This is a genomic window from Streptomyces sp. NPDC043176, from assembly GCF_056436715.1.
Genome location: NZ_JBWKCA010000006.1, coordinates 286,527 through 306,398 on the forward strand (window position 1 = coordinate 286,527; position 19,872 = coordinate 306,398).

The 19,872-nt window shown below is 72.5% G+C and carries 20 protein-coding genes; 7 read left to right on the plus strand and 13 right to left on the minus strand.

The features are described 5' to 3' along the window. Window positions 1–100 precede the first annotated feature (100 nt). The 6 genes from AC067A_RS12690 to AC067A_RS12715 form a co-directional block, all read right to left on the minus strand. Window positions 101–1,240, minus strand: a complete 1,140-nt coding sequence (locus AC067A_RS12690; protein WP_478618394.1) for a GNAT family N-acetyltransferase — start codon at window positions 1,238–1,240, stop codon at window positions 101–103. Further along, entirely contained in the window at window positions 1,237–1,833 is a 597-nt protein-coding gene (locus AC067A_RS12695; protein ID WP_478618397.1) for a hypothetical protein, read from the minus strand. Before AC067A_RS12695 ends, AC067A_RS12690 begins: the two co-directional genes overlap by 4 nt. Continuing rightward, window positions 1,830–3,230: an MFS transporter gene (locus AC067A_RS12700; protein WP_478618400.1), complete on the minus strand. Its 1,401-nt coding sequence runs from the start codon at window positions 3,228–3,230 to the stop codon at window positions 1,830–1,832. Before AC067A_RS12700 ends, AC067A_RS12695 begins: the two co-directional genes overlap by 4 nt. Beyond that, window positions 3,230–4,243, minus strand: coding sequence for a D-alanine--D-alanine ligase family protein (locus tag AC067A_RS12705; RefSeq protein WP_478618403.1), 1,014 nt, complete (start codon window positions 4,241–4,243; stop codon window positions 3,230–3,232). The genes AC067A_RS12700 and AC067A_RS12705 overlap by 1 nt, the downstream gene beginning before the upstream one ends. Before the next feature lie 543 nt (window positions 4,244–4,786). Next, complete coding sequence (locus AC067A_RS12710) at window positions 4,787–5,869, minus strand: hypothetical protein (RefSeq protein ID WP_478618406.1); 1,083 nt, start codon at window positions 5,867–5,869, stop codon at window positions 4,787–4,789. Beyond that, on the minus strand, window positions 5,848–6,309 hold the full coding sequence (locus AC067A_RS12715) for a hypothetical protein (protein ID WP_478618409.1): 462 nt from the start codon (window positions 6,307–6,309) through the stop codon (window positions 5,848–5,850). Before AC067A_RS12715 ends, AC067A_RS12710 begins: the two co-directional genes overlap by 22 nt. A gap of 361 nt (window positions 6,310–6,670) precedes the next feature. Here AC067A_RS12715 and AC067A_RS12720 point away from each other — a divergent pair, with 361 nt between their 5' ends. Together AC067A_RS12720 and AC067A_RS12725 are read left to right on the plus strand one after the other, a co-directional pair. Then, a complete protein-coding gene (locus AC067A_RS12720; RefSeq protein WP_478618412.1) occupies window positions 6,671–8,455 on the plus strand; it encodes a sensor histidine kinase in 1,785 nt (594 codons plus the stop codon). A gap of 47 nt (window positions 8,456–8,502) precedes the next feature. Further along, a complete protein-coding gene (locus AC067A_RS12725; RefSeq protein ID WP_478618415.1) occupies window positions 8,503–9,162 on the plus strand; it encodes a response regulator in 660 nt (219 codons plus the stop codon). 120 nt (window positions 9,163–9,282) lie between these two features. Here AC067A_RS12725 and AC067A_RS12730 read toward each other — a convergent pair whose 3' ends face one another. Next, window positions 9,283–9,741, minus strand: a complete 459-nt coding sequence (locus AC067A_RS12730) for a MarR family winged helix-turn-helix transcriptional regulator (RefSeq protein ID WP_478618417.1) — start codon at window positions 9,739–9,741, stop codon at window positions 9,283–9,285. Between the two features lie 103 nt (window positions 9,742–9,844). Here AC067A_RS12730 and AC067A_RS12735 point away from each other — a divergent pair, with 103 nt between their 5' ends. The 4 genes from AC067A_RS12735 (at window position 9,845) to AC067A_RS12750 (ending at window position 13,821) form a co-directional block, all read left to right on the plus strand. Beyond that, complete coding sequence (locus AC067A_RS12735; protein WP_478618420.1) at window positions 9,845–10,891, plus strand: ABC-2 transporter permease; 1,047 nt, start codon at window positions 9,845–9,847, stop codon at window positions 10,889–10,891. Window positions 10,892–11,085: 194 nt separating this feature from the next. Next, entirely contained in the window at window positions 11,086–12,555 is a 1,470-nt protein-coding gene (locus AC067A_RS12740; protein WP_478618421.1) for a DUF2252 domain-containing protein, read from the plus strand. Between the two features lie 46 nt (window positions 12,556–12,601). Next, on the plus strand, window positions 12,602–13,420 hold the full coding sequence (locus tag AC067A_RS12745) for a hypothetical protein (RefSeq protein ID WP_478618424.1): 819 nt from the start codon (window positions 12,602–12,604) through the stop codon (window positions 13,418–13,420). Window positions 13,421–13,476: 56 nt separating this feature from the next. Then, complete coding sequence (locus tag AC067A_RS12750; RefSeq protein WP_478618427.1) at window positions 13,477–13,821, plus strand: rhodanese-like domain-containing protein; 345 nt, start codon at window positions 13,477–13,479, stop codon at window positions 13,819–13,821. Window positions 13,822–13,908: 87 nt separating this feature from the next. Here AC067A_RS12750 and AC067A_RS12755 read toward each other — a convergent pair whose 3' ends face one another. The 6 genes from AC067A_RS12755 to paaA form a co-directional block, all read right to left on the minus strand. Then, window positions 13,909–15,042 (minus strand): acyl-CoA dehydrogenase family protein, encoded by a 1,134-nt coding sequence (locus AC067A_RS12755; protein ID WP_478618783.1) that lies wholly within the window; start codon window positions 15,040–15,042, stop codon window positions 13,909–13,911. A 282-nt stretch (window positions 15,043–15,324) separates the two neighbouring features. Then, window positions 15,325–16,413 (minus strand): 2Fe-2S iron-sulfur cluster-binding protein, encoded by a 1,089-nt coding sequence (locus AC067A_RS12760; RefSeq protein ID WP_478618430.1) that lies wholly within the window; start codon window positions 16,411–16,413, stop codon window positions 15,325–15,327. Beyond that, the gene (gene paaD, locus AC067A_RS12765; RefSeq protein WP_478618433.1) at window positions 16,414–16,911 is read right to left on the minus strand and encodes a 1,2-phenylacetyl-CoA epoxidase subunit PaaD; all 498 of its coding nucleotides are present in this window, start codon (window positions 16,909–16,911) and stop codon (window positions 16,414–16,416) included. It lies immediately after the preceding gene. After that, entirely contained in the window at window positions 16,905–17,642 is a 738-nt protein-coding gene (gene paaC, locus AC067A_RS12770; RefSeq protein ID WP_478618435.1) for a 1,2-phenylacetyl-CoA epoxidase subunit PaaC, read from the minus strand. The genes paaD and paaC overlap by 7 nt, the downstream gene beginning before the upstream one ends. Then, the gene (paaB, locus tag AC067A_RS12775; RefSeq protein ID WP_478618437.1) at window positions 17,639–17,926 is read right to left on the minus strand and encodes a 1,2-phenylacetyl-CoA epoxidase subunit PaaB; all 288 of its coding nucleotides are present in this window, start codon (window positions 17,924–17,926) and stop codon (window positions 17,639–17,641) included. The genes paaC and paaB overlap by 4 nt, the downstream gene beginning before the upstream one ends. After that, window positions 17,923–18,939 (minus strand): 1,2-phenylacetyl-CoA epoxidase subunit PaaA, encoded by a 1,017-nt coding sequence (gene paaA, locus AC067A_RS12780; RefSeq protein ID WP_478618440.1) that lies wholly within the window; start codon window positions 18,937–18,939, stop codon window positions 17,923–17,925. Before paaA ends, paaB begins: the two co-directional genes overlap by 4 nt. Window positions 18,940–19,051: 112 nt before the next feature. Between paaA and AC067A_RS12785 the strand changes: the two genes are divergently transcribed. Continuing rightward, entirely contained in the window at window positions 19,052–19,819 is a 768-nt protein-coding gene (locus AC067A_RS12785) for a DUF5819 family protein (protein WP_478618442.1), read from the plus strand. Window positions 19,820–19,872 lie beyond the last annotated feature (53 nt).

Consider the following 19,872-nt stretch of genomic DNA (forward strand, 5'->3'; position numbering starts at 1 on the left):
CTTCTGCAGGGGAGGGCGCGGGGAGCCCGCGCCGTCGAGGTGGAGGGGCGCGGGGAGCTCCCGCGCCGTGAACGGTGCCGGCGCCTTCGGCCGGCGGAGGTCATGCGAGGGCGGCGGGCAGCAGGGAGTCGGAGAGGGCGTCCGGCCGGTCGCCGAGCTGTGCGGCCGTCAGCTCCCACTGCGCGCGGTTGAGGGCCGCCGCCGCGCCGTCGTCCGCGGCGAGCGGACCGGTGCCCGTGACGAGGCCCCACAGCGGCAGTACGGTCGCGCCGCGGCGGATCTTGGGCTGGAGGGTGCCGATGCCCAGGTGCACCTCGCGGACGCCCGCCGCGTACGCCTGCTCGATGGGCCGGTAGTAGAACAGCTCGAAGTACTCGGCGGCCGACGCGTCCCGGGAGTGGTCGAAGCCGTACGCCCGGGCGGCGATCTGCGTGCGCGTGGTGAAGGTCAGCGCGCAGCCGGCCATGGCGGAGCCGAGGCCGCAGGTGTGCACCGTCGCGGTGCGGCCGCAGGCCTCGGCCTGCTGCCGCATCAGCTCCGTCATCGCCTCGTCACCGGCCTGGTGGCCGTGGTGGGTCTGGTGGGAGGCGATGAGCGGTCCCATGGGCCGCCAGACGTCCCCGAAGGCCTCCGCGCGGTAGGTGTAGCCCGCTTCGAGGAAGGTGCGGCGGTCCCGGCGGATCTGGCGGCGCTGGTTGCCGGTGGCGGCCGCCAGGTAGTCGTCGAAGCCGTCGCCGGGCAGCCGGATGGCGCAGTCGGCGGCGAGCAGCCGGGGCCTGGTGAGGCGCGAGAACGGCGTCAGCCGCCGTGCGTCCTCCTCGCCGAGGTACAGCCACCACGCGTTGCCGTCGGCCTCGTCGGCCGCGAACCTGTCCACGGCCGCGACGAGTTCATCGAGCGCCCGGTCCGCGTGCGGGTGGGCGTCGTCGAGCAGGAGACGGTTGGCGTGGCCGCGCCGGTTGCCGACGAGCAGGACCGGCCTGTCCGGGGCGAGTTCGAGGTCGGGGAACAGGGTGGAGGGCCGATAGCGGCCGCTGCCCTCGCGCGTCACGAGATACGCGCTCGCGGCGGCGACCAGAGTGCCGTCCTCGTCGTGGACGAGGAAGTAGTACGCGTGCGCGTGCGGGTCGAGTGCCTGGTAGGCCGCCCAGTCGTGTCCGGCGTAGAACGATCCGCCGGCGAGGGCGTCCCACCGGTCGCGCGGGACGTCCGCGAGGGCACGGGTCAGGGTGACGTTCATGCGTTGCTCGCCCTTACTGGTGTGAGAACAATGGCGCGTCCCGTCCAGCTCGACCAGAAGCGGGCCGCGGGTACGGCCGCCTGGTCGGCTCCCCAGCGCGAGGGGTCGGCGAAGCCGGCGTACACCTCGCCGTCCCGTTCGAACTCTCCGGTGAACAGGACGAGGTGGCCGCCCTGGCGGCCGTCCTCGGGGAAGCGGAACGAGCACGAGACGATGGACGGGGTGCCGGCCCGGGCGAGCTCCTGGAGCGGGGCCGGGTCGGGGAACGCCGAGGCGTGTCCCTGGAGTCCGTACTCGGCGGCGAGGCGGACCAGGCCGGCGTGCAGCCACCCCTTGGGGGTGTGGGCGCCGAGGGCGAGACCGTGGTGCAGGAGGGGGAGCCGCTCGGGCACGGCCAGGCCGTGGAAGTCGAGCACCATGCGGACGCACGCGAGACCGCAGCACCGCTCCCCCCACTCGTGAGGCCCGTCCGTCGGCCACACGGCGGCCGGATCCGCGATCTCCTCGGGGGTGAAGTGCTGTCCGAAGCGCCGTACGGCGAGCGGCTCCGGGAGGAGCGGCGTGCCCGGAACGTGCCGGTGATGAGGGCTCACTTGGCACTCCCCGCGGTGGCCGGGATGTCGACGGTGTCCGTCGGTCTTGTCGGTTCTTCCGGTTCCCTCGGCTTCGCGGTTGCCGCTGTTGCCGCTGTTGCCGTCGGGGCCGTCGCTTCTTCTGCGTCCGTCGGCTCCGTCGGCTCCGTCGGCTCCGTCGGCTCCGTCGTGAGGCGGCGGCCGGCGCGGTGGCCGCAGGCGGCGGTGAGGACGCCGGCGACGGCGAACAGCGCGCCGAGCCAGAGCCATCCGGCGGATCCGTGGTCGAGGACCAGCAGTGACAGCAGGCCCGGCGCGAGGCTCCGCATGATGCCCGGGCCGAGGGCGAAGACGCTCTGGTAGGCGCCCTGCGCCGTGTCGGGGGCGAGTTCGAACCCGAAGTAGAACCCGCTGGAGGACTGGGCCAGTTCGCCGAGCGTGAAGGCGACGGCCCACAGCAGGAGGACCGGTACCACCGCCGCCGCCGGGAGGTGGGGCGTCAGGACCATGAACCCGCAGGAGAGGGCGAGCAGCAGGCCCGCCCTGCGCGCCTGGCGGACGGCCGCGGGCAGCGTCGCCGCGCTCCGGCCGGCCCGGACCTGCAGGAGCACGACGAGCACCGTGTTGACGAGCACCAGCAGCGAGACGGACCAGGCGGGTGCCGACGTACGGGTGACGACCCACAGCGGGAGGGCGAAGGAGAGCGTGCTCACGTGGAGCGAGAGGAGCCCGTTCGCCGCGGTCACGGCGAGGTAGCCGCGGTCGCGCAGCGGCCGGGGAGCCGGCGTCGCGGGCGCACCGGCTTCCGATCCGTCGCGCTTGCGCGGTGCCCCTGCGGGCACCCGGGAGATCAGTGCCGCGGCGACGAGGAAGAGCAGGGCGTTGGCCAGGATGAGGGTCCGGTAGGCGGTCGGCGTGCCTACGGACAGGGCGATGCCCGCGAGGAGGGTGCCGCAGCCGAGTCCGACGTTGGTCGCGGTACGGAGCTGGGCGCGGGCGGTGAGCCGTTCGGCCGGCGGTGCCACGACGTGGACCAGGGCGCCCACCGTCCCCGCGATGCCCCGGTCGGCCACTCCGCTGACCACGGCGACGATCATGAAGCCCGTGAAGTCGTCCACGAACACGTAGCCGGTCATGGCGGTGGCCTGGAGGAGCAGCAGGGCCAGGTAGACCGGCTTGGCCCCGAGGCGGTCGGCGAGCCTTCCGCACACCACCATCAGGGCGAGGCCGACGGCCGTGGCGGTACCGAGGCCGAGCGCGACCTGCCCGGAGGACAGGCCGACGGCGCGGGTGAAGAAGAGCGCGCTGCCCGTGAGGTACAGGCCGCTGCCGACGGTGTTCACGAGATTGGCCGACGCGAAGCGCCGGAGGCCGGGGTCTTGCGGCAGCAGTTCGAGGCTGCGCAGGGCGGCTCGCATCAGGCCACGGTCCAGGGGGCGGGAGTCGCCCGCCGCACTGCCTCCGCCAGCAGCCCGATCACGAGTTCGTCGTAGGAGATTCCCGCTTCGGCGCAGGAGACCGGGAGGTTGCTGAGCCGCTGGAGGCCGGGAATGGTGTTCGTCTCCAGCGCGTACGGCACGTTGTCGGCGTCGATCATGTAATCGACCCGGATGGCGCCCCGGCAGTCCAGGAATTCGTGAAGGGATTCGGCGCCGCGCGCCATTTCCTTGACGGTGTGTTCCGGAAGGTCGTCGGGTACGCGGTATTCGATGGACGGCGCGTCGTCGCCGCCGAGCTTGGTGGATTCGTCGTAATAGGCGGCGCTGGTGACGAACTCCAGCGGCGGCAGGCAGATCAGGCCTTCGTCGGACGGGATGACGCTGATCGTCATGGCACGTCCGGTGACGAACTCCTCCAGGAAGCACCGGGTGAATCCGCGCTCCGTCATTTCCGTCAGGGCCGGGACGAGTTCCTCGCTCCGCTCGATCAGGCGGAGTCCGACGCTGCTGCCGCCGTCCACGGCCTTCAGCATGGCGGGCAGCGGGAAGTCCGCCGCGACGACGGCGGCGGTCTTCGGCGACAGGAGCCGCGAGCTGCGCGGGGTGGCGATGCCCAGGTGCGCGAAGACGGCCTTCGAGACCAGCTTGTCCATGCCGACGCTGCTGGCCAGCACGCCGGACGAGGTGTACGGCACGGAGAGGAAGTCCAGGAGCCCCTGGATCCTGCCGTCTTCCCCGTAGGGACCGTGCACGTTGAGGAAGGCCGCGTCGAAGCCGGTGATCCGGGTGAGGAAGTCGGGGGCCGTCGGGTCCAGGTGCTCGCAGCGCACGCCCGAGTCGGTCAGCGCCTCGAGGATGGCCGTCAGCGACCACTGGGCCCGCGGGACCGTGCGCAGGTAGAGGGCGTCCTCCTGGGAGACCGGGCCGGCGACGACCGCCACGCGTTTTCCGCGGAGTATCTCCAGGTCGCGGACAAGGTTCTGGTCAGACATGAGGAACGTCCATTCAATGTGTGTTGCATGTATCCGTTCCTCGCGAGTAAACAGTCTGATCGGTCTTGTTTTCAAGATCGATATGCTCTACGGGAACCTCCCGCGCTAATGTTCCGCGCACGGAGGGTAGCTGTTTGCCTCTTGTTCGGACGGGGGGAGTCGACGGCGCCGTCCGTGCGGCTGGATTCCCGCATCCGAATATCGACGGGTTTCTGAACTCTGCCTCCGTGCAAGGCTGTTCGCTTCGACAGGAAGTGTTATCGCCCGCCGGGGCCGCCGGGGCGACGAAGGGCCCTCGGCGAGAGGCGGGGCGGGCGCCGTGAGGGAAGGTCGTGGCTCGATGCCCTGCGCCCTCGGGGTAATCGCTACCCAGTGTCACGACTTGTAGTTTGTCACCTCGGCCGTAACGGCACGCTTGGTATGTTTCGAACCCGCCCGTAGGGACTGGGCCGCCGGGTCGCCTTTGCCCGTAATGCGCGAATGTGCGGTGCCGCCCGGAGGCCGCACCGCACATTCGGAAGGGTCTGTCCGGCCCGGTCCGGTCTAGCGACCGAGCGTCGCGTCGACCTGTGCCATGACGCGCTGGGTGTAACCCTTCGCCTCGGCGGCCACCTTCGGGTTCTCCTTCAGGAGGCGCTGCTGCCAATCCGATTCGACCTTGTGCATCGTTTCCGAGACCCCGAGGGAATTCCGGCACGTGACGTCCGCCGTGGCCGTCGCGATGGCCTCGGGGGACTTTCCGGCGCTCGCGGTCCAGCGCGGATCGTCGTTCGCCGCCCACGGGTCCTTGTAATCGAATCCCTTGGACTTCATGCACGTCGACCACTTCGCGAATACGGCGAGGGTCCGCGGGTCCTTGAGCATGTTGTCCCAGGACTGGCGCTCCAGCTTGGTGATCGCGTCCTCGGAGGTGTCCAGGACGCCGGGCGTGCGGGTACGCCCGACGAGCGCCTGATCGGTCTCTCCGGCGCAGCCCGCGGCGGGCACCGCCTTGCCGTTCACGGTGGGGGCCGCGGCCGTGCGGGCCGCCACCTCCCCGGTGCGGCCGCCGGGGCCGTAGAGGGCCAGCTCGACCTCCGGGCTCAGCTCCGCGTCGGCGACGAGGGGCCGGGCGCTCCGGGTGCCCGCCTGCGCCTCGTCGGGCCAGCCGTAGCCGTAGGCCGACACCTTCGCGAGGTCGTGGTCCCCGTACCGGACGTCCATGCCGTTCTTGGGCCCGGCGTGGGCGGCGGGCGCCGCCTCGGCCCAGGACCGCGGGGCGGTGAACGGTGCCGCGACGCCGAAGCGGTCCAGGCAGGCCGCCGCCTTCTTGGCCTGGGCGGCGGACAGGAGCGTGCGGTTCACCTCGTTGCCGTTCACCTGGTACGCGCGGATCGGCAGCGTCCAGGTGGACGGGTCATCGGCCTGCGGGGCGGCCGCCGGCGTCCGCCACAGTTCCGCCGCCGGAACCGAGGCCACGTTCGCCTGTGCGATCTCCTGCTCGTCGAAGGAGTCGACGCCGGCGACGACGGCGCCGCTGAGGGCCACGACGGCCAGCGCGGCGACGGTCGGCTTGAAGGGCCGGTTCTTGCGCACGGACGACCTCTCGGTCGTTTCCTTGTCGCTCAGCACTGCGTACCCCTCCATTCGAACGAAGCGTTCTCGTTGTACGTGTTCACCAGGTTCTTGTAGTGGTCCGCGGGGATGTCGTCCCAGACCCCCTTCTGGAAGCTGTTGAAGTGGACGCGGGCGACGCACGCAAGGCCGTAGTCCTTGTGGTTGTGTGCCGATGCGGCGTTGTTCTTCACCTGCTGGTCGCTGCCCGCGCCGCGATTCGGACAGAAGTTGTAGATCAGGTAACCGGGCGTGCCGTCATAGGCCCCGAAGTTGTCCTCGCTGTAGCCGAACTTTATCCACGAGCCCTTGAAGTCCGAGTTGTAGAACAGCTGGAACTTGAAGTAATAGGCGTCGTAGCACTGATTGGGAGAGACGTTGTAGTCATTGGCCTGGGCTGGGCTCGACAGGAGTGCCGACGCGCAGGCGAGTCCTATGACGGCGGCGGCGGACCGCTTTCTGAACTTGAGCAAAATTCCCCCATGGATAGTCCATTGCCCCCTCCCGGGGCCCGCTTCGGGGGTCAATCTTTGATTCCGTATGCATCGATCACCAGGAAGAAACAAGTCAAGTCGGGGGTGGACGGTGACTGGAAAAAATCATGTGATCGCGGAGTTTGATCGTGATTGGCTGGCTGACCGGGGGCGGGCTCGGGCCGGGGGCGGGCTGATCTGGGTCCGAGGGCTGGGGGTCGCGGCCGGGGTCCGAGAAATGGGGACCACGGGGCCGGGGTTCGAGAAATGGGGGCCGCGGAGCCGGGGTGCGACTTTGGTCGTCGGCGGGCGCGACGAAAGAGGGGCGACCGGGCGGGGGTCCGCTGCCTAGGGTGCGAGCGTGGACGAGACGGCGAAGTCGGGGAGTCGGGGCGCGGGCGTGATCGGGGCCCGGGTCGCCGACTGGTGGGCCTGGTTCCTGGTGCCGGGGCAGTGGTCGGGGCGCAGGACCACCGGGGAGGTGGCGCTCGCCGTGGTCGTGGCGCTGCTCGCCGCCGGGACCGAGGACATTTTGGGCGGCGAGGGATGGCGCCTGGCAGCGGTCGCCGCCGGAGCCGCCGTGCTGTCGCTGGTGCGGCGAAGACTTCCGTCGAGCACGCTCGTCCTCGCCGCCGGGCTGACGCCCTTCGTGCCCGGTCTCGGCCCGCTCCTGCTGGTCGTCGGCTGGTCGTCCGGACGGTACATCGTGGGCGCGGGACACGCGCTGGCCGCGTACATCGCCGCCTTCGTCCTGAACGTCGGGGGCACGCTCCTGGAGTCCTGGGACCGGCAGCGGCTGCTCGTCGTCGCCTTCATCGCGACCCTCTACTACCTGGGCACCACGCTGGCCCCCGGACTTGCCCACCGCTACTGGACCCAGCGGCGCACCCTGCTGCACGCGCTCCAGGAGCGCAACGCCCAACTCCTGCGCGAGCGGACCATGGTGGCCTGGCAGGCCCGGCTGCGGGAGCGGCAGCGGATCGCGCAGGACATGCACGACAGCCTCGGCCACCAACTGGCCCTGATCGCCGTGCACACGGGCGCCCTGGAGGTGGACCGGGAGCTGGGCGAGCGGCAGCGCGAGGTGGTCGGCGTCCTGCGGAACGCGTCGGTGACCGCGATGCACGAACTGCGGGAGGTCGTCGGCATACTCCGCGACGGCGTCGGTGCGGCGGACGGTGCGGCGGCGCCCGCGCCGGCCGGGGACGAGACGGGCCGCGCGGCGCGCGGCATCGCCGGCATCGAGGGGCTCGTGGAGGCGGCGCGGGCGGCCGGCACCGCGGTCGGGCTGCGGCGGCTCGGGGACGAGCGGTCACTGGCGCCGGCCGCCGACCACGCCGCGTACCGGATCGTCCAGGAGGCCCTGACCAACGCCTACAAGTACGCGCCGGGGGCGTCGATCGGCGTCGAACTTCGCTACGAGCCGGACACGTTCGTGGTGGAGATCCTCAACGCGCAGCCGTCGGGCGGCCCCCCGGAGGACGTGGTGAGCGGCGGCCAGGGGCTGGCCGGACTCGCCGAGCGGGCCCGGCTGGTGGGCGGCATGTGTCACGCGGGCCCGGCCGACGGCGGCGGGTTCCGGGTGGCCGGGATGCTGCCGTACGGGGCGGCGCCCGTCGCGGAGGCAGCTCCTTTGGTCGACGAGGCCGACGACTTCCGGCAGCAGACCACCAGACCGCTCGTGGGTGATGGTCGTCCGGTCGCGGTCGGACCGGCCGACTGGACATTCACGGAGCGGGAGTTGGCGATGGCGGTACGCGGGGGCAGGAGCAGCGGCACGGGCGGTGCGATCGCGCTGGGCTGCGGGATAGCGTTCGCCGCGCTCGTCCTGCTCGTGGTCGCGGCGGGCTTCGGCCTCTACTTCCTGGTGGGCTCCGTGGAGGACGGGATGATCGACCCCGAGCAGTACGACGCGGTGGAGGTCGGGATGCCCGAGAAGGAGGTCCGGGAGCAGCTTCCCCCGGGCGGCACGATAGTCACCACCGGCCTGGACGAAGGGGGGCCCGTGCGGCCGTCGGGATCCGACTGCCTGGTGCTGATGTCCTCGGTGGTGGGCGAGTCCTTCGATTCGGAGCCCGTTTTCCGGTTCTGCTTCAAGGACGGCAAGCTGATCGAGAAGAAGTCGTACGAGGTCGAGCAGCGGTAGCGCTGGGCGGCCCGTACCGGAGCCGTGGGGGAGTAGCTGTGGCTGGGGTGGCTGGGCAGCCCATCAGGGTCGTGATCGCCGACGACGAGCCTCTGATCAGGGCCGGGATCCGGATGATCCTCATCTCGGACCCGGACATCGAGGTCGTCGGAGAGGCCGCCAACGGCCGGGAGGCGGTCGAGGCGGCACGGGCGCACGCCGCCGACGTGGTGCTGCTCGACATCCAGATGCCGGTGCTCGACGGTCTCTCGGCGATGCCGGAGCTGCGCCGCGCGGCGCCGGCGGCGAGGGTCATCGTCCTGACGACCTTCGGGGAGCGGGAGAACGTGCTGCGGGCGCTGGAGCACGGGGGAGCCGGATTCCTGCTCAAGGACACGGCGCCGGCCGAGCTGATCGGGGCGGTGCGGGCGGCCGCGGCGGGGGACGCGTACCTGTCCCCGGCGGCGACCCGGCACGTGGTGGAGCGGCTCGCCACGAGCCGGGAGGCCGCACGGTCCGAGCAGGCGCGGGTGCGGGTGGCGGCGCTGAGCGAGAAGGAGCGCGATGTGCTGGCGCTGCTCGGCGAGGGGCTGTCCAACGCGGACGCCGGGAGGCGGCTGCACATGAGCGAGGCCACGGTGAAGACGTACGTGAGCCGGATCCTGGCCAAGCTGGACTGCGAGAACCGCGTGCAGGCGGCGCTGCTGGCCCGGGACGCGGGACTGTAGCGGCGGGGTGCGGCCGGTGGCGTAGGGGCCGGTGGCGTAGGGGCCGGCGGACGGGCGTCGCGGGCCCGGGGCCGGGTGAGGTGGGGCGGCCGTCGGTGTGGGGCCGTCGGTGTGGGGCTGTCAGGGGCTGTCGGGGAGGCCACTCGTGCCGGCGGCGTTGTAGCGGAGCAGGTACGCGGCGAAGTGGGCGAGGTCCTCGGCGGACCAGTCCTTGAGGCGTTCCTGGTAGGCGGCGCGGCGGTTCGTCTGGGCCGCGGCGAGGATCCTGGAGCCCGCCTCGGTCGGGTGCAGGACGTGGACGCGGTGGTCGTCGGGGGCGGGGCGGCGCTCGACCAGGCCGAGTTTCTCCAGGCCGGCGACCTGGCGGCTGACCGTGGACTTGTCCAGCAGGTAGTGGGCCGCGAGGTCGGTGGCCCGGCAGCCGCGCTGTTCCTCGATGTGGGCGAGGAGCGTGTACGAGACGAGCGGGAGCTCGGGGTGGACCCGGGCCGCCGCGGCCCGGGCCCGGCGGGCGAAGGCCGTCAGTTCGCGCTGGATGACGTCCACGGACGCCTCGCGTGGGGGCTGTGTGCCGGTCATGTGCGCTCCCTTTGCCGAGGTCGGGGCGCTGTTCGCCCCTTCCGCGCCTTCGGTTGTATAGTACAACGGTTACTTAGTTGTAAAAGCCAACCATGGAGGTCTCGTGTCCGCAGGACCGAACACCACCGGTGCGTTGCGGCATGTCCTCGGACATCTGCTCACTCCCCTGCTGATGTGCGTCGGCATGGGGCTCGCCTACCTCGGCGCCTTCCACGCTCCCGCCCCGCACGACCTGCGCGTCGACGTCGTCGGCTCGGGCCCCACCGTCCAGGTCCTCGCCCAGACCCTCCAGGACAAGGGCGCGGGCGCCCTCGACGTCCGTACCGTCGCCGACCGGCAGACCGCCGTCACCGCCCTGCGCGAGCAGCACAGCTTCGGCGCGTACCTCCCCGGCGAGAAGCCCGAACTGCTCGTCGCCTCGGCCTCCTCCGACACCAGCGCCATGGCCGTGGAGAAGGTGTTCACCAAGGTCGCGGCCGGCCAGGGCGCCCCGCTCCAGGTCACCGACGTCGCCCCCGTCGCCCCCGGCGACCCCACCGGACAGGGCGTCTTCTTCCTGCTCGTCGCCCTCAGCATCGGCGCGTACGCCTCGGTGGCCGTCATCGGCGGAGCCGGCGCCGTCCTGCCGATGCGGATCAGGGTGCTCCTCGCCGCCGGGATGTCCCTCGTCGTCAGCCTCGTCGGCACCCTCTTCGCCGGCCCCGTCTTCCACCTCGTCGACCAGGGGCTCGGCGGGGTGTGGGCGATGTCCTGGCTGTACGCGGCGGGCATCCTGTTCGTCGGCGTCGGCCTGCACACCTTCCTGCGCCGCTGGACCACCCTCGGCGTCATGGTGCTGTTCGTCATGCTCAACTTCACGAGCTCCGGCGGCATCTACCGGCCCGAGCTCCAGCCCGGCTTCTTCGGCGCGCTGCACGCCTTCTGGAACGGCGCCGGCTTCGTCGAGGGCGTCCGCGGCCACGTCTACCTCGACGGGCACGCGCTCGGCGGTCACGTCCTCACCCTCGCCCTCTGGCTCCTCGCCGGAATCGCCCTCGTCACCGCCGCCGGCGTCACCGAAGCCCGCCGGCGGGCCGTGGACGGGACGCGCGTCCGGGCGGCGGCCCCGGCCGAGGTCGAGGAGGAGGTGGAGGAGGCGGTCGCGGTCTGACCGCCCCCGCGGGACGTCGCCCTCGGGCTTCGTCCTGGGTCGTCGTCCGCGGGCCCGGCCCTCGGACGTCGTGCGGGGCGTCGCCCTCGGGCTTCGTCCACAGGGCGCCGTCCACAGGGGGAGACGCCGATCGGACGCGACGGTACGGTCGGGGCCGGATGATGTGGGAACACCGCATCGGGGGAGGGTGTCCCATGGACGAGAACAGGGCCGTCGTGCCCGGACCGCACGGTACGGACGCGGAGGCGGCGGGCCGCCGCGTGCCGCACGTGCCGGGATTCGCGCGCCGCGCCGCCGGCACGGGCGCCGGCTCCGGGACCTCCCCCAAGGAGCAGGGCAGGCGACTGCGGGAGTCGGTCCCGCGCTCCTCGCACGACCGGCCCGCCCTCGCGGCCGACCGTCCCGACGCCGTCCGCGCCGTCGAGGAGTCCAACCGGGGCCGCGTCCCCGAGCTCGCGCCGCTGCGCGTCGGCAGGATGGCGGCGAGCCCCTTCGCCTTCCTCCGCGGCTCCGCCGGGCTGATGGCCCAGGACCTCGTCGGGACGCCCGTCACCGGCATGGCCGCCCAGATATGCGGCGACGCGCACGCCGCCAACTTCGGCCTCTACGGCGATGCCCGCGGCCGGCTCGTGATGGACCTCAACGACTTCGACGAGACCGTCGTCGGCCCCTGGGAATGGGACGTCAAGCGGCTCGCCACCTCCCTCGTCCTCGCCGGACGGGAGGTCGGCGCGAGCGAGGAGACGTGCCGGGCCGCCGCCTTCGACACCGTCGGCGCCTACCGGCGCACCATGCGCCTGCTCGCCCGGCTCCCCGCCCACGACGCGTGGAACGCGATCGCGGACGAGGAACTCGTCTCCCACACCGACGCCCGTGACCTCATGGGCACCCTGGAGCGGGTCTCCGCCAAGGCCCGCAACAACACCAGCGCCCGCTTCGCCGCCCGCTCGACCGAGGCGGTGACGGACGCCGAGGGCGGCGGCCGCCGGTTCGTCGACGCTCCCCCGGTGCTGCGCAGGGTTCCCGACGCCGAAGCGGCCGAGGTCGCCCTCTCCCTCGGCGCGTACCTGGAGACCGTGTCCGAGGACCGGCTGCCGCTCCTGGCGCGGTACGCCGTCCACGACGTCGCCTTCCGGGTCGTGGGCACCGGCAGCGTCGGCACCCGGTCCTACGTCGTGCTGCTCCTCGACCACCGGGGCGAGCCGCTGGTGCTCCAGGTCAAGGAGGCCAGGCCGTCGGCGCTGCTCCCCCACCTGGCCGCAGCGGGCTTCACCGTGCCCGACGCCGGTCACGAAGGACGGCGGGTCGTCCTCGGGCAGAAGCGGATGCAGGTCGTGAGCGACATCCTGCTCGGCTGGACCACGGTCGACGGGCGCCCCTTCCAGGTGCGCCAGTTCCGCAACCGCAAGGGCAGCGTCGATCCGGCGGCCCTCACCCCCGACCAGCTCGACGACTACGGCCGGATGACCGGCGCCCTGCTCGCCCGTGCCCACGCCCACAGCGCCGACCCGCGCCTGATAGCCGGCTACTGCGGGAAGAACGAGGAGCTGGACGAGGCGGTCGCGTCCTTCGCGGTCGGCTACGCGGACCGTACCGAGGCCGACCACGCCGATCTCCTCACCGCCATCCGCACGGGCCGCACCGTGGCGGAACCGGGCGTGTGAGGACCGTAGGCTGGACGGGTCGAGGCGGAACGAGGACTGGGCGGGCGTGGACGTGAGCGTGGACCAGGGTGTGAACGAGGGGCCCGGGGACGAGCGGCCCGAGGCGCGTCTCGAGCAGGCCGTGCGGGTGGCCGAGCAGGCGCTGATCGAGTTCGAGATCGCGGTGGAGACCTTCCGGGTCGAGGTGGAGAACTTCTCGCGCCTGCACCACCAGCGGCTCGGCCCGATGTACGCGCGGCTCGACGAGCTCGACGCCCGGATCGCCGAGACCCGGGCGGCGCGCAGCGGGGACCCCGAGGACCTGCGGCTGGCCCGGGAGGCACGGGCCGCGGTCATGCCGATGCCGGGCGTGGAGGAGCTCTTCCACGACTGGATCGACTCCGACGGCCTCTCCCCCGAGGCCGCCGCGATGCTCACCGATCGTCCGGTGCAGTCGCCGAAGCGGGTCCGGCCCGGTGAGGAGGCCCGCCGGCTCTACCGCGAGCTGGCCCGCAAGGCCCACCCCGACCTGGCCCGCGAGGAGGAGGAGCGGAAGCGCCGCGAGGAGTTCATCACGCGGGTGAACGCCGCCTACGCCCGCGGCGACGAGGCGCTCCTCCGCGAGCTCTCCGCCGAGTGGGAGGCCGGACCGGTGCCGGCCGAGGAGCGGCTCAGCGAGAGCGAGGAGCTGTACGCGCGGCTGGAGTGGCTGGCGGAGCGCAAGGACATGCTGTCGGCCCTGGCGCGGGAGCTGGAGGACAGCGCGATCGGCGCGATGCTGAGGATGGCGCCGGACGACCCGGACCGTCTCCTGGAGGAGATCGCCGAGCAGCTGCTCGCGCAGGTATCCGAGCGGGAGGCCCAGCTGGCGGGGCTGGTGGAGTAGGTTTTTCCGTGCGCTCGAGCTTGTTCGGGCGGAACTGACGAGAGAAGGCCGTTCCCATGAATTTCTCCCCGCTGCCCTCGGTGGACGCGGCTTCCGTACCGGCCGATGCCCTGGTGCTGGACGTCAGGGAGGACGACGAGTGGGAGGCCGGTCACGTCGAGGGCGCGCTGCACGTCCCGATGAGCGACTTCGTGGCCCGCTTCGGTGAGGTCACGGAAGCCGTCGCCGAGCGCGGTCGCGCCTACGTCATGTGCCGCGTCGGCGGTCGGTCCGCGCAGGTCACGCAGTACCTGGTGCAGCAGGGCATCGACGCGGTGAACGTCGAAGGCGGCATGATCGACTGGGCCGGTGGCGGGCGCCCGATGGTGTCGGAGGACGGCAGCCCCGCCTTCGTCCGCTGACGGGGCGGTCCTGCGGTCCTGTCCGGCGATCAGGGCCGGACCGGACCTCGGGGCCTGCCTAGCCGAGGGGGTGGGCGGAGGGCCTGCCTAGCCGAGGGGGTGGGCGGCCAGGAGGTCGCCCAGCGCCTCCTCGTGGGCGGCGGCGGGGCCGAGCGAGAGTTCGAGGTGCTTGGCCCACGCGTGGTAGCGGTGCAGGGGGTAGTCGGTGTCCGCGCCGAAGCCCCCGTGCAGGTGCTGGGCGGTCTGCACCACGCGTCGTACGCCTTCGGACGCCCAGATCTTCGCGACGGCGATGTCCCCGGCGGCGGGCAGCGCCCCGTCGGCCCCGGTGGAGACGCGCCAGGCGGCCTGCCAGAGGGTGGCCTCCATGGCGCGCAGGTCGATGTAGCGGTCTGCGGTCTGGACGGCGACGGCCTGGAAGGTGGCCACGGGGTGGCCGAACTGCTCGCGCTTGCCGGTGTACTGGCTCGTCATGGTGAGGACGGCCTCGCCGAGGCCCAGGGCGAGCGCGCAGGTGCCGGTGGTGAGGATCGCGCGCAGGTGCTCCCAGGCGCCGTCGGCGTCGATGACCTCGGCGCCGCCGAGGCGGACGCCGTCGAGCCGCAGCTCGGCGAGGAGTTCGCCGTTCGTCGAGTACTGCTCGGTGAGGCGGAGGCCTTCGTGCGACCGGGACGGCAGGGCGAGGACCGTGCGGCCCTCGGGGGTGCGGGCGGGCACGGCGACGAGGTCGGAGACGTACGCCCAGGGAACGGCGGTCTGGAGGCCGTCGAGGACCCAGTCGCCGCCGTCGCGGCGGGCGGTGACGGCCAGTTCGGCGGCGTCGTGGCCGGTGCGTCCGTGGGAGGCGGCGGTGAGGACGAGTTCGCCGCGGCCGACGCGGGGGAGCAGGGCGGCGGCCGTCTCGGGGGCGGCGTACCGCTCGATGGTCATGGCGACGGCGCCGGTCTCCAGGAGCGGGACGCGCGCGAGGACGCGGGCGGCCTCGCGCAGCACCAGGCAGAGCGCGACGGTGTCGAGGCCGGCGCCGCCGTGCTCGGGAGCCAGTACGAGGCCGAGCAGATCGGCGGCGGCGAGACGGGACCAGAGCGGTCGGTCGAAGTCGTCGGACACGGCGCCCGGCGTGAGGGCGGGGCTCGGCACCGCGTCGGGTGCGACGTCCGAGAAGGCCGCCTTGGCCGCCTCGGTGGCCGCTTGCTGCTCGTCGGTGAAGGTGAAGTCCACTGCCGTGCCCTCCCGTTGCCGCACCCATTGCTGTTCGAGCTCCTGACGGATCGTCAAGATAGAACAGGTTCTAGGTGAAGGGAATGGCAGTGCCTGGACTTCGTCGACGTCCGACCCCGGACCGACCCGACCCCGGCCCGGCCCTGACCTCGGCCCGGCCCTGCCCTGACCCCGACCCGACCCGACCCGACCCGGGCCGGACCCGGCCCGACCCCGACCTCGCTCGGGTGGGGTGGGGTGGGTGGGGGGCAGTCGGTTCGGGTCCGGGGTCGGTGACCCGGGTCAGCGGTCGAAGTCCAACTCCACGTCGGCGGTGGCGGGATGGGACTGGCAGGCCAGCACGTACCCCGCGTCGGTCTCCTCCGGCTCCAGGGCGAAGTTGCGGTCCATCCGGACCTCTCCGCCGACGACGAAGGCGCGGCAGGTCCCGCACACTCCGCCCTTGCAGGCGTACGGCGCGTCGGCGCGGGCGCGGAGCACGGTGTCGAGCAGCGTCTCGCCCCGCTCGACCGGCCAGGTGCCGGAGCGGCCGTGGAGGGTCGCGGTGAGGGTGGCGTGCGCGGGGGCGTCGGCCGCCGGGGCCGGGGCGGGCGCGGAACCGTCGTCGACGTGGAAGATCTCCTGGTGGATCCGGCCGCGGTCCACCCCGAGCCCGCGCAGGGCCTGTTCGGCGCCCTGGACGAGCCCGAAGGGGCCGCAGAGGAACCAGCCGTCGATCTCGCCGACCGACAGCAGCGCCGGCAGCAGTTCGGTGAGCCGCTCGCGGTCGAGGCGGCCGGACGGCAGACCCGCCTGCTGCTCCTCCCGGGAGAGGACGGTGACCAGCTGGAAGCGGTCGGGGTAGCGGTCCTTGAGGTCGGCGACCTCGTCCAGGAACATCGTGGACGCGGCGGTGCGGTCGCTCCGGATCAGGCAGAACCTGGCCTCCGGCTCGCGGGCGAGCACGGTGGCGGCCATCGAGAGGACCGGCGTGATGCCGCTGCCGCCGACGACGGCCGCGAAGTGGCCGGGGCGCGGGGCGAGCGTGAAGCGGCCCATGGGTTCCATGACCTCGACGACGTCGCCGACGGCCAGTTCCTTGAGCGCGAACGTGGAGAACGAGCCGCCGTCGACGAGCCGGATGCCGACGCGCAGGGCGGGGGGCTCGCCGGCCGGGGCGGCGGGGGCGCAGATCGAGTACGTGCGCCGGATCTCCTCGCCCTGCTCGCCGGTGCGCCGCAGGGCGAGGTGCTGGCCGGGGAGGTGGCGGTACGCGTCGTGGAGCTCGGGCGGCACGGCGAAGGCGACGGCCACGGAGTCGTCCGTGAGCCGCTCGACCTCGCTCACCCGGAGCGCCTGGAATCCGGCCCGCGCGGAGCCTGAGGACGCCATCTACAACTCCTTGAAGTGGTCGAACGGTTCGCGGCAGGCGGTGCAGCGGCGGAGTGCCTTGCAGGCCGTGGACGAGAAGCGGCTGAGCAGCTCGGTCTCGGTGGAGCCGCAGTGCGGGCAGCGGATCGCGAGGGTCAGCGGTACGGGGCCGCCCGCCGGGCCCTGGGGGCGCGGCGGGGCGATGCCGAACTCGGCGAGCTTGCGCCGGCCTTCCTCGCTGATGTCGTCGGTGGACCACGCGGGGGCGAGGACCGTGACGACGGAGACCTCCGGCACGCCGTGCTCGTGGAGCGCGCGCTCGATGTCGGAGGTCATGGCCTCGATCGCCGGGCAGCCCGTGTAGGTCGGTGTGAGGGCGACCTCGACGCGGCCGGGGCCGAGGACCTGGACGCCCCGCATGACGCCGAGCTCCTCCAGGGTGAGGACGGGCATCTCGGGGTCGAGGACCGCGCCGGCGACCCGGCTCAGTTCCTCCTCCAGGGCCGTCATGGTCACCATGTCGCACCCGGGTGGCTGCGGTGCAGGTGCTGCATCTCGGCGATCATCAGGCCGAAGGACTCGGTGTGCAGGCCCTGGCGGCCCGCGCCGGCGGCCCAGGCGCCGGTGCGCGGCCCGGAGGGCACGGTGAGCGTGGCCCGGCCGAGGACGTCGGTGACCGAGGCCAGCCAGGTGCTCTCCAGCGCCGCGTGGTCCAGGTCGAGGCCGTCGACGGGCCGGAACAGCTCGCCCGTGTAGCGCCACAGGGCGCCGCAGGCCCGCTGCATCCGCTCGTGGCTCTCGGCGGTGCCGTCGCCGAGGCGCAGCGTCCAGTGCTCGGCGTGGTCCTGGTGGTACGCGACCTCCTTGACGGCCTTCGCGGCGAGGCCGGCGAAGGGGCCGTCGCCGGCGGCCAGCTGTCCGTAGAGGAGGCGCTGGTAGGTGGAGAAGTACAGCTGGCGGGCGATGGTGTGGGCGAAGTCGCCGTTGGGCTGTTCGACCAGCTGGACGTTCCGGAAGGAGCGCTCCTCGCGGAGGAAGGCCAGCTCGTCCTCGTCGCCGGCGAGCGAGAGCAGGACGCGGGCCTGGCCGAGGAGGTCGAGGGCGATGTTCGCCAAAGCGACCTCCTCCTCCAGTACGGGGGCGGCGCCGGCCCACTCCCCCAGGCGCTGGGAGAGGACGAGGGCGTCGTCGCCGAGGGCGAGGGCGGCGCCGGTGAACGCGGCGGCCTCGTGCGTGGTCGGGGTGCTCACAGGTGCTTCACCCCCTCCGGGATCTCGTAGAAGGTCGGGTGGCGGTAGGGCTTGTCCGCGGCCGGCTCGAAGAAGGGGTCCTTCTCGTCCGGCGAGGAGGCGGTGATCACCGCGGAGGGCACGACCCAGATCGACACGCCCTCGCTCCTGCGGGTGTACAGGTCGCGGGCGTTGCGCAGGGCCATCTCCGCGTCGGGCGCGTGGAGACTGCCCGCGTGGGTGTGGGACAGTCCGCGGCGGGAGCGCACGAACACCTCCCACAGCGGCCAACCGTCGCTCGTCATGCCTGTGCCTCTCCGTGCGTGCCGGTGTGCTTCTCCGCGTAGGCCGCGGCCGCCTGCCTGACCCAGGCGCCGTCCTCGTGGGCCTGGCGGCGCTTGCTGAGCCGCTGGTCGTTGCAGGGGCCGTTCCCCTTGAGGACGTCCCAGAACTCGGTCCAGTCGATCGGCCCGAAGTCGTAGTGCCCGCGCTCCTCGTTCCACCGGAGGTCGGGGTCCGGGAGGGTGAGGCCGAGGGCCTCCGCCTGGGGCACGGCGATGTCGACGAAGCGCTGGCGCAGCTCGTCGTTGGAGTGGCGCTTGATCTTCCACGCCATCGCCTGGGCGGTGTGGGTCGACTCGGCGTCCGGGGGACCGAACATCATCAGCGAGGGCCACCACCAGCGGTCCACCGCGTCCTGCGCCATGGCGTGCTGCGCCTCGGTGCCGCGGGAGAGGGCGAGCAGGGCCTCGTACCCCTGCCGCTGGTGGAAGGACTCCTCCTTGCAGACGCGGACCATCGCGCGGGCGTACGGCCCGTAGGAGCAGCGGCACAGCGGGACCTGGTTGGTGATCGCGGCGCCGTCCACCAGCCAGCCGATGGCGCCGACGTCGGCCCAGGTCAGCGTGGGGTAGTTGAAGATCGAGGAGTACTTCTGGCGGCCGGAGTGGAGCTTGTCGAGCAGCTCGTCGCGGCTGGTGCCGAGGGTCTCCGCCGCGCTGTACAGGTACAGGCCGTGGCCGGCCTCGTCCTGGACCTTGGCCATGAGGATCGCCTTGCGCCGCAGCGAGGGCGCGCGGGTGATCCAGTTGGCCTCCGGCTGCATGCCGATGATCTCGGAGTGGGCGTGCTGCGCGATCTGCCGGACGAGCGAGGCGCGGTACGCCTCGGGCATCCAGTCGCGCGGCTCGATCCGCTCGTCGGCGGCGACGGCGGCGTCGAACACGGCCTCGTAGGCGGCCTGCTCCGCCGCCACGGCCGCGTGCGAGCCGCCGGGCGCGCCCGTGGTCTCTGCTGTCCCTGCCGTCACTGCGGTCATCGGACCCCCTGCCGACCGATCGTTCGGTTGAATGACTTCAATGGTGAGTCGGCGGCCCGTATGGTGTCAACCCTGTGAAGGACCGAGGTGGGCCGTTGGGGGTCGGAGCGGGATGGACGCGTACGTGGAAAAGGACCCGGTCGGGGGGAACGACGACCGGCCCGGACCCGGGGAAGCGGAACCCCGGGACGCCCTGGCCGACGCCGGTACAGGCACCGGGATCATGGGCTTGTCGCTGCCGTACCAGGTCGTGGTCGCCGTGGCGCTCGCCGTCACCCTGGTGCTCGCCTGCGTCCACCTGTCGATGGTGTTCCTGCACGTGGCGCCGTCCAACACGCTGACCAAGCAACACGGCGAGGCCGTCGACGACTGGATCTACCCCGAGTTCGAACAGAACTGGAAGCTCTTCGCGCCCAACCCGCTCCAGCAGAACCTCTCCGTGGAGGTGCGCGCCGAGATAACCGGCGAGGGCGGGGAGCTCCGCACCACCGACTGGATCGACCTGACCGCCCAGGACATCGCGGCGATCCGCTACAACCCGATCCCCAGCCACTCCCAGCAGAACGAGCTCCGCCGGGCCGTGGACTTCTACCGGAACACGCACGCCGACGACGCCAAGGCCAACGGGCTGCGCGGCCGCCTCTCGGAGCAGTACATACGCCGGATCGCGGTACTCCGACTCGACGCCATGCCGTCGCTGCAGGGCTCGGACCTGCGGCGCATCCAGCTGCGCACCGTCACCCGTCCGGTGCCCGCCCCCGGCTGGAGCGCCGAGAAGCACAAGGCCACCCCGTCCCACCGCGACCTTCCCTGGTGGAAGGTCACCGACGCCGACCGGCCCGCCGGAGCCGACCGAAGCCGCACGGAGGCGGGCCGATGAACGAGCCGACGGGCGCCGCGGGCGCTGTGGGGAACGAGCCGACGGGCGCCGCG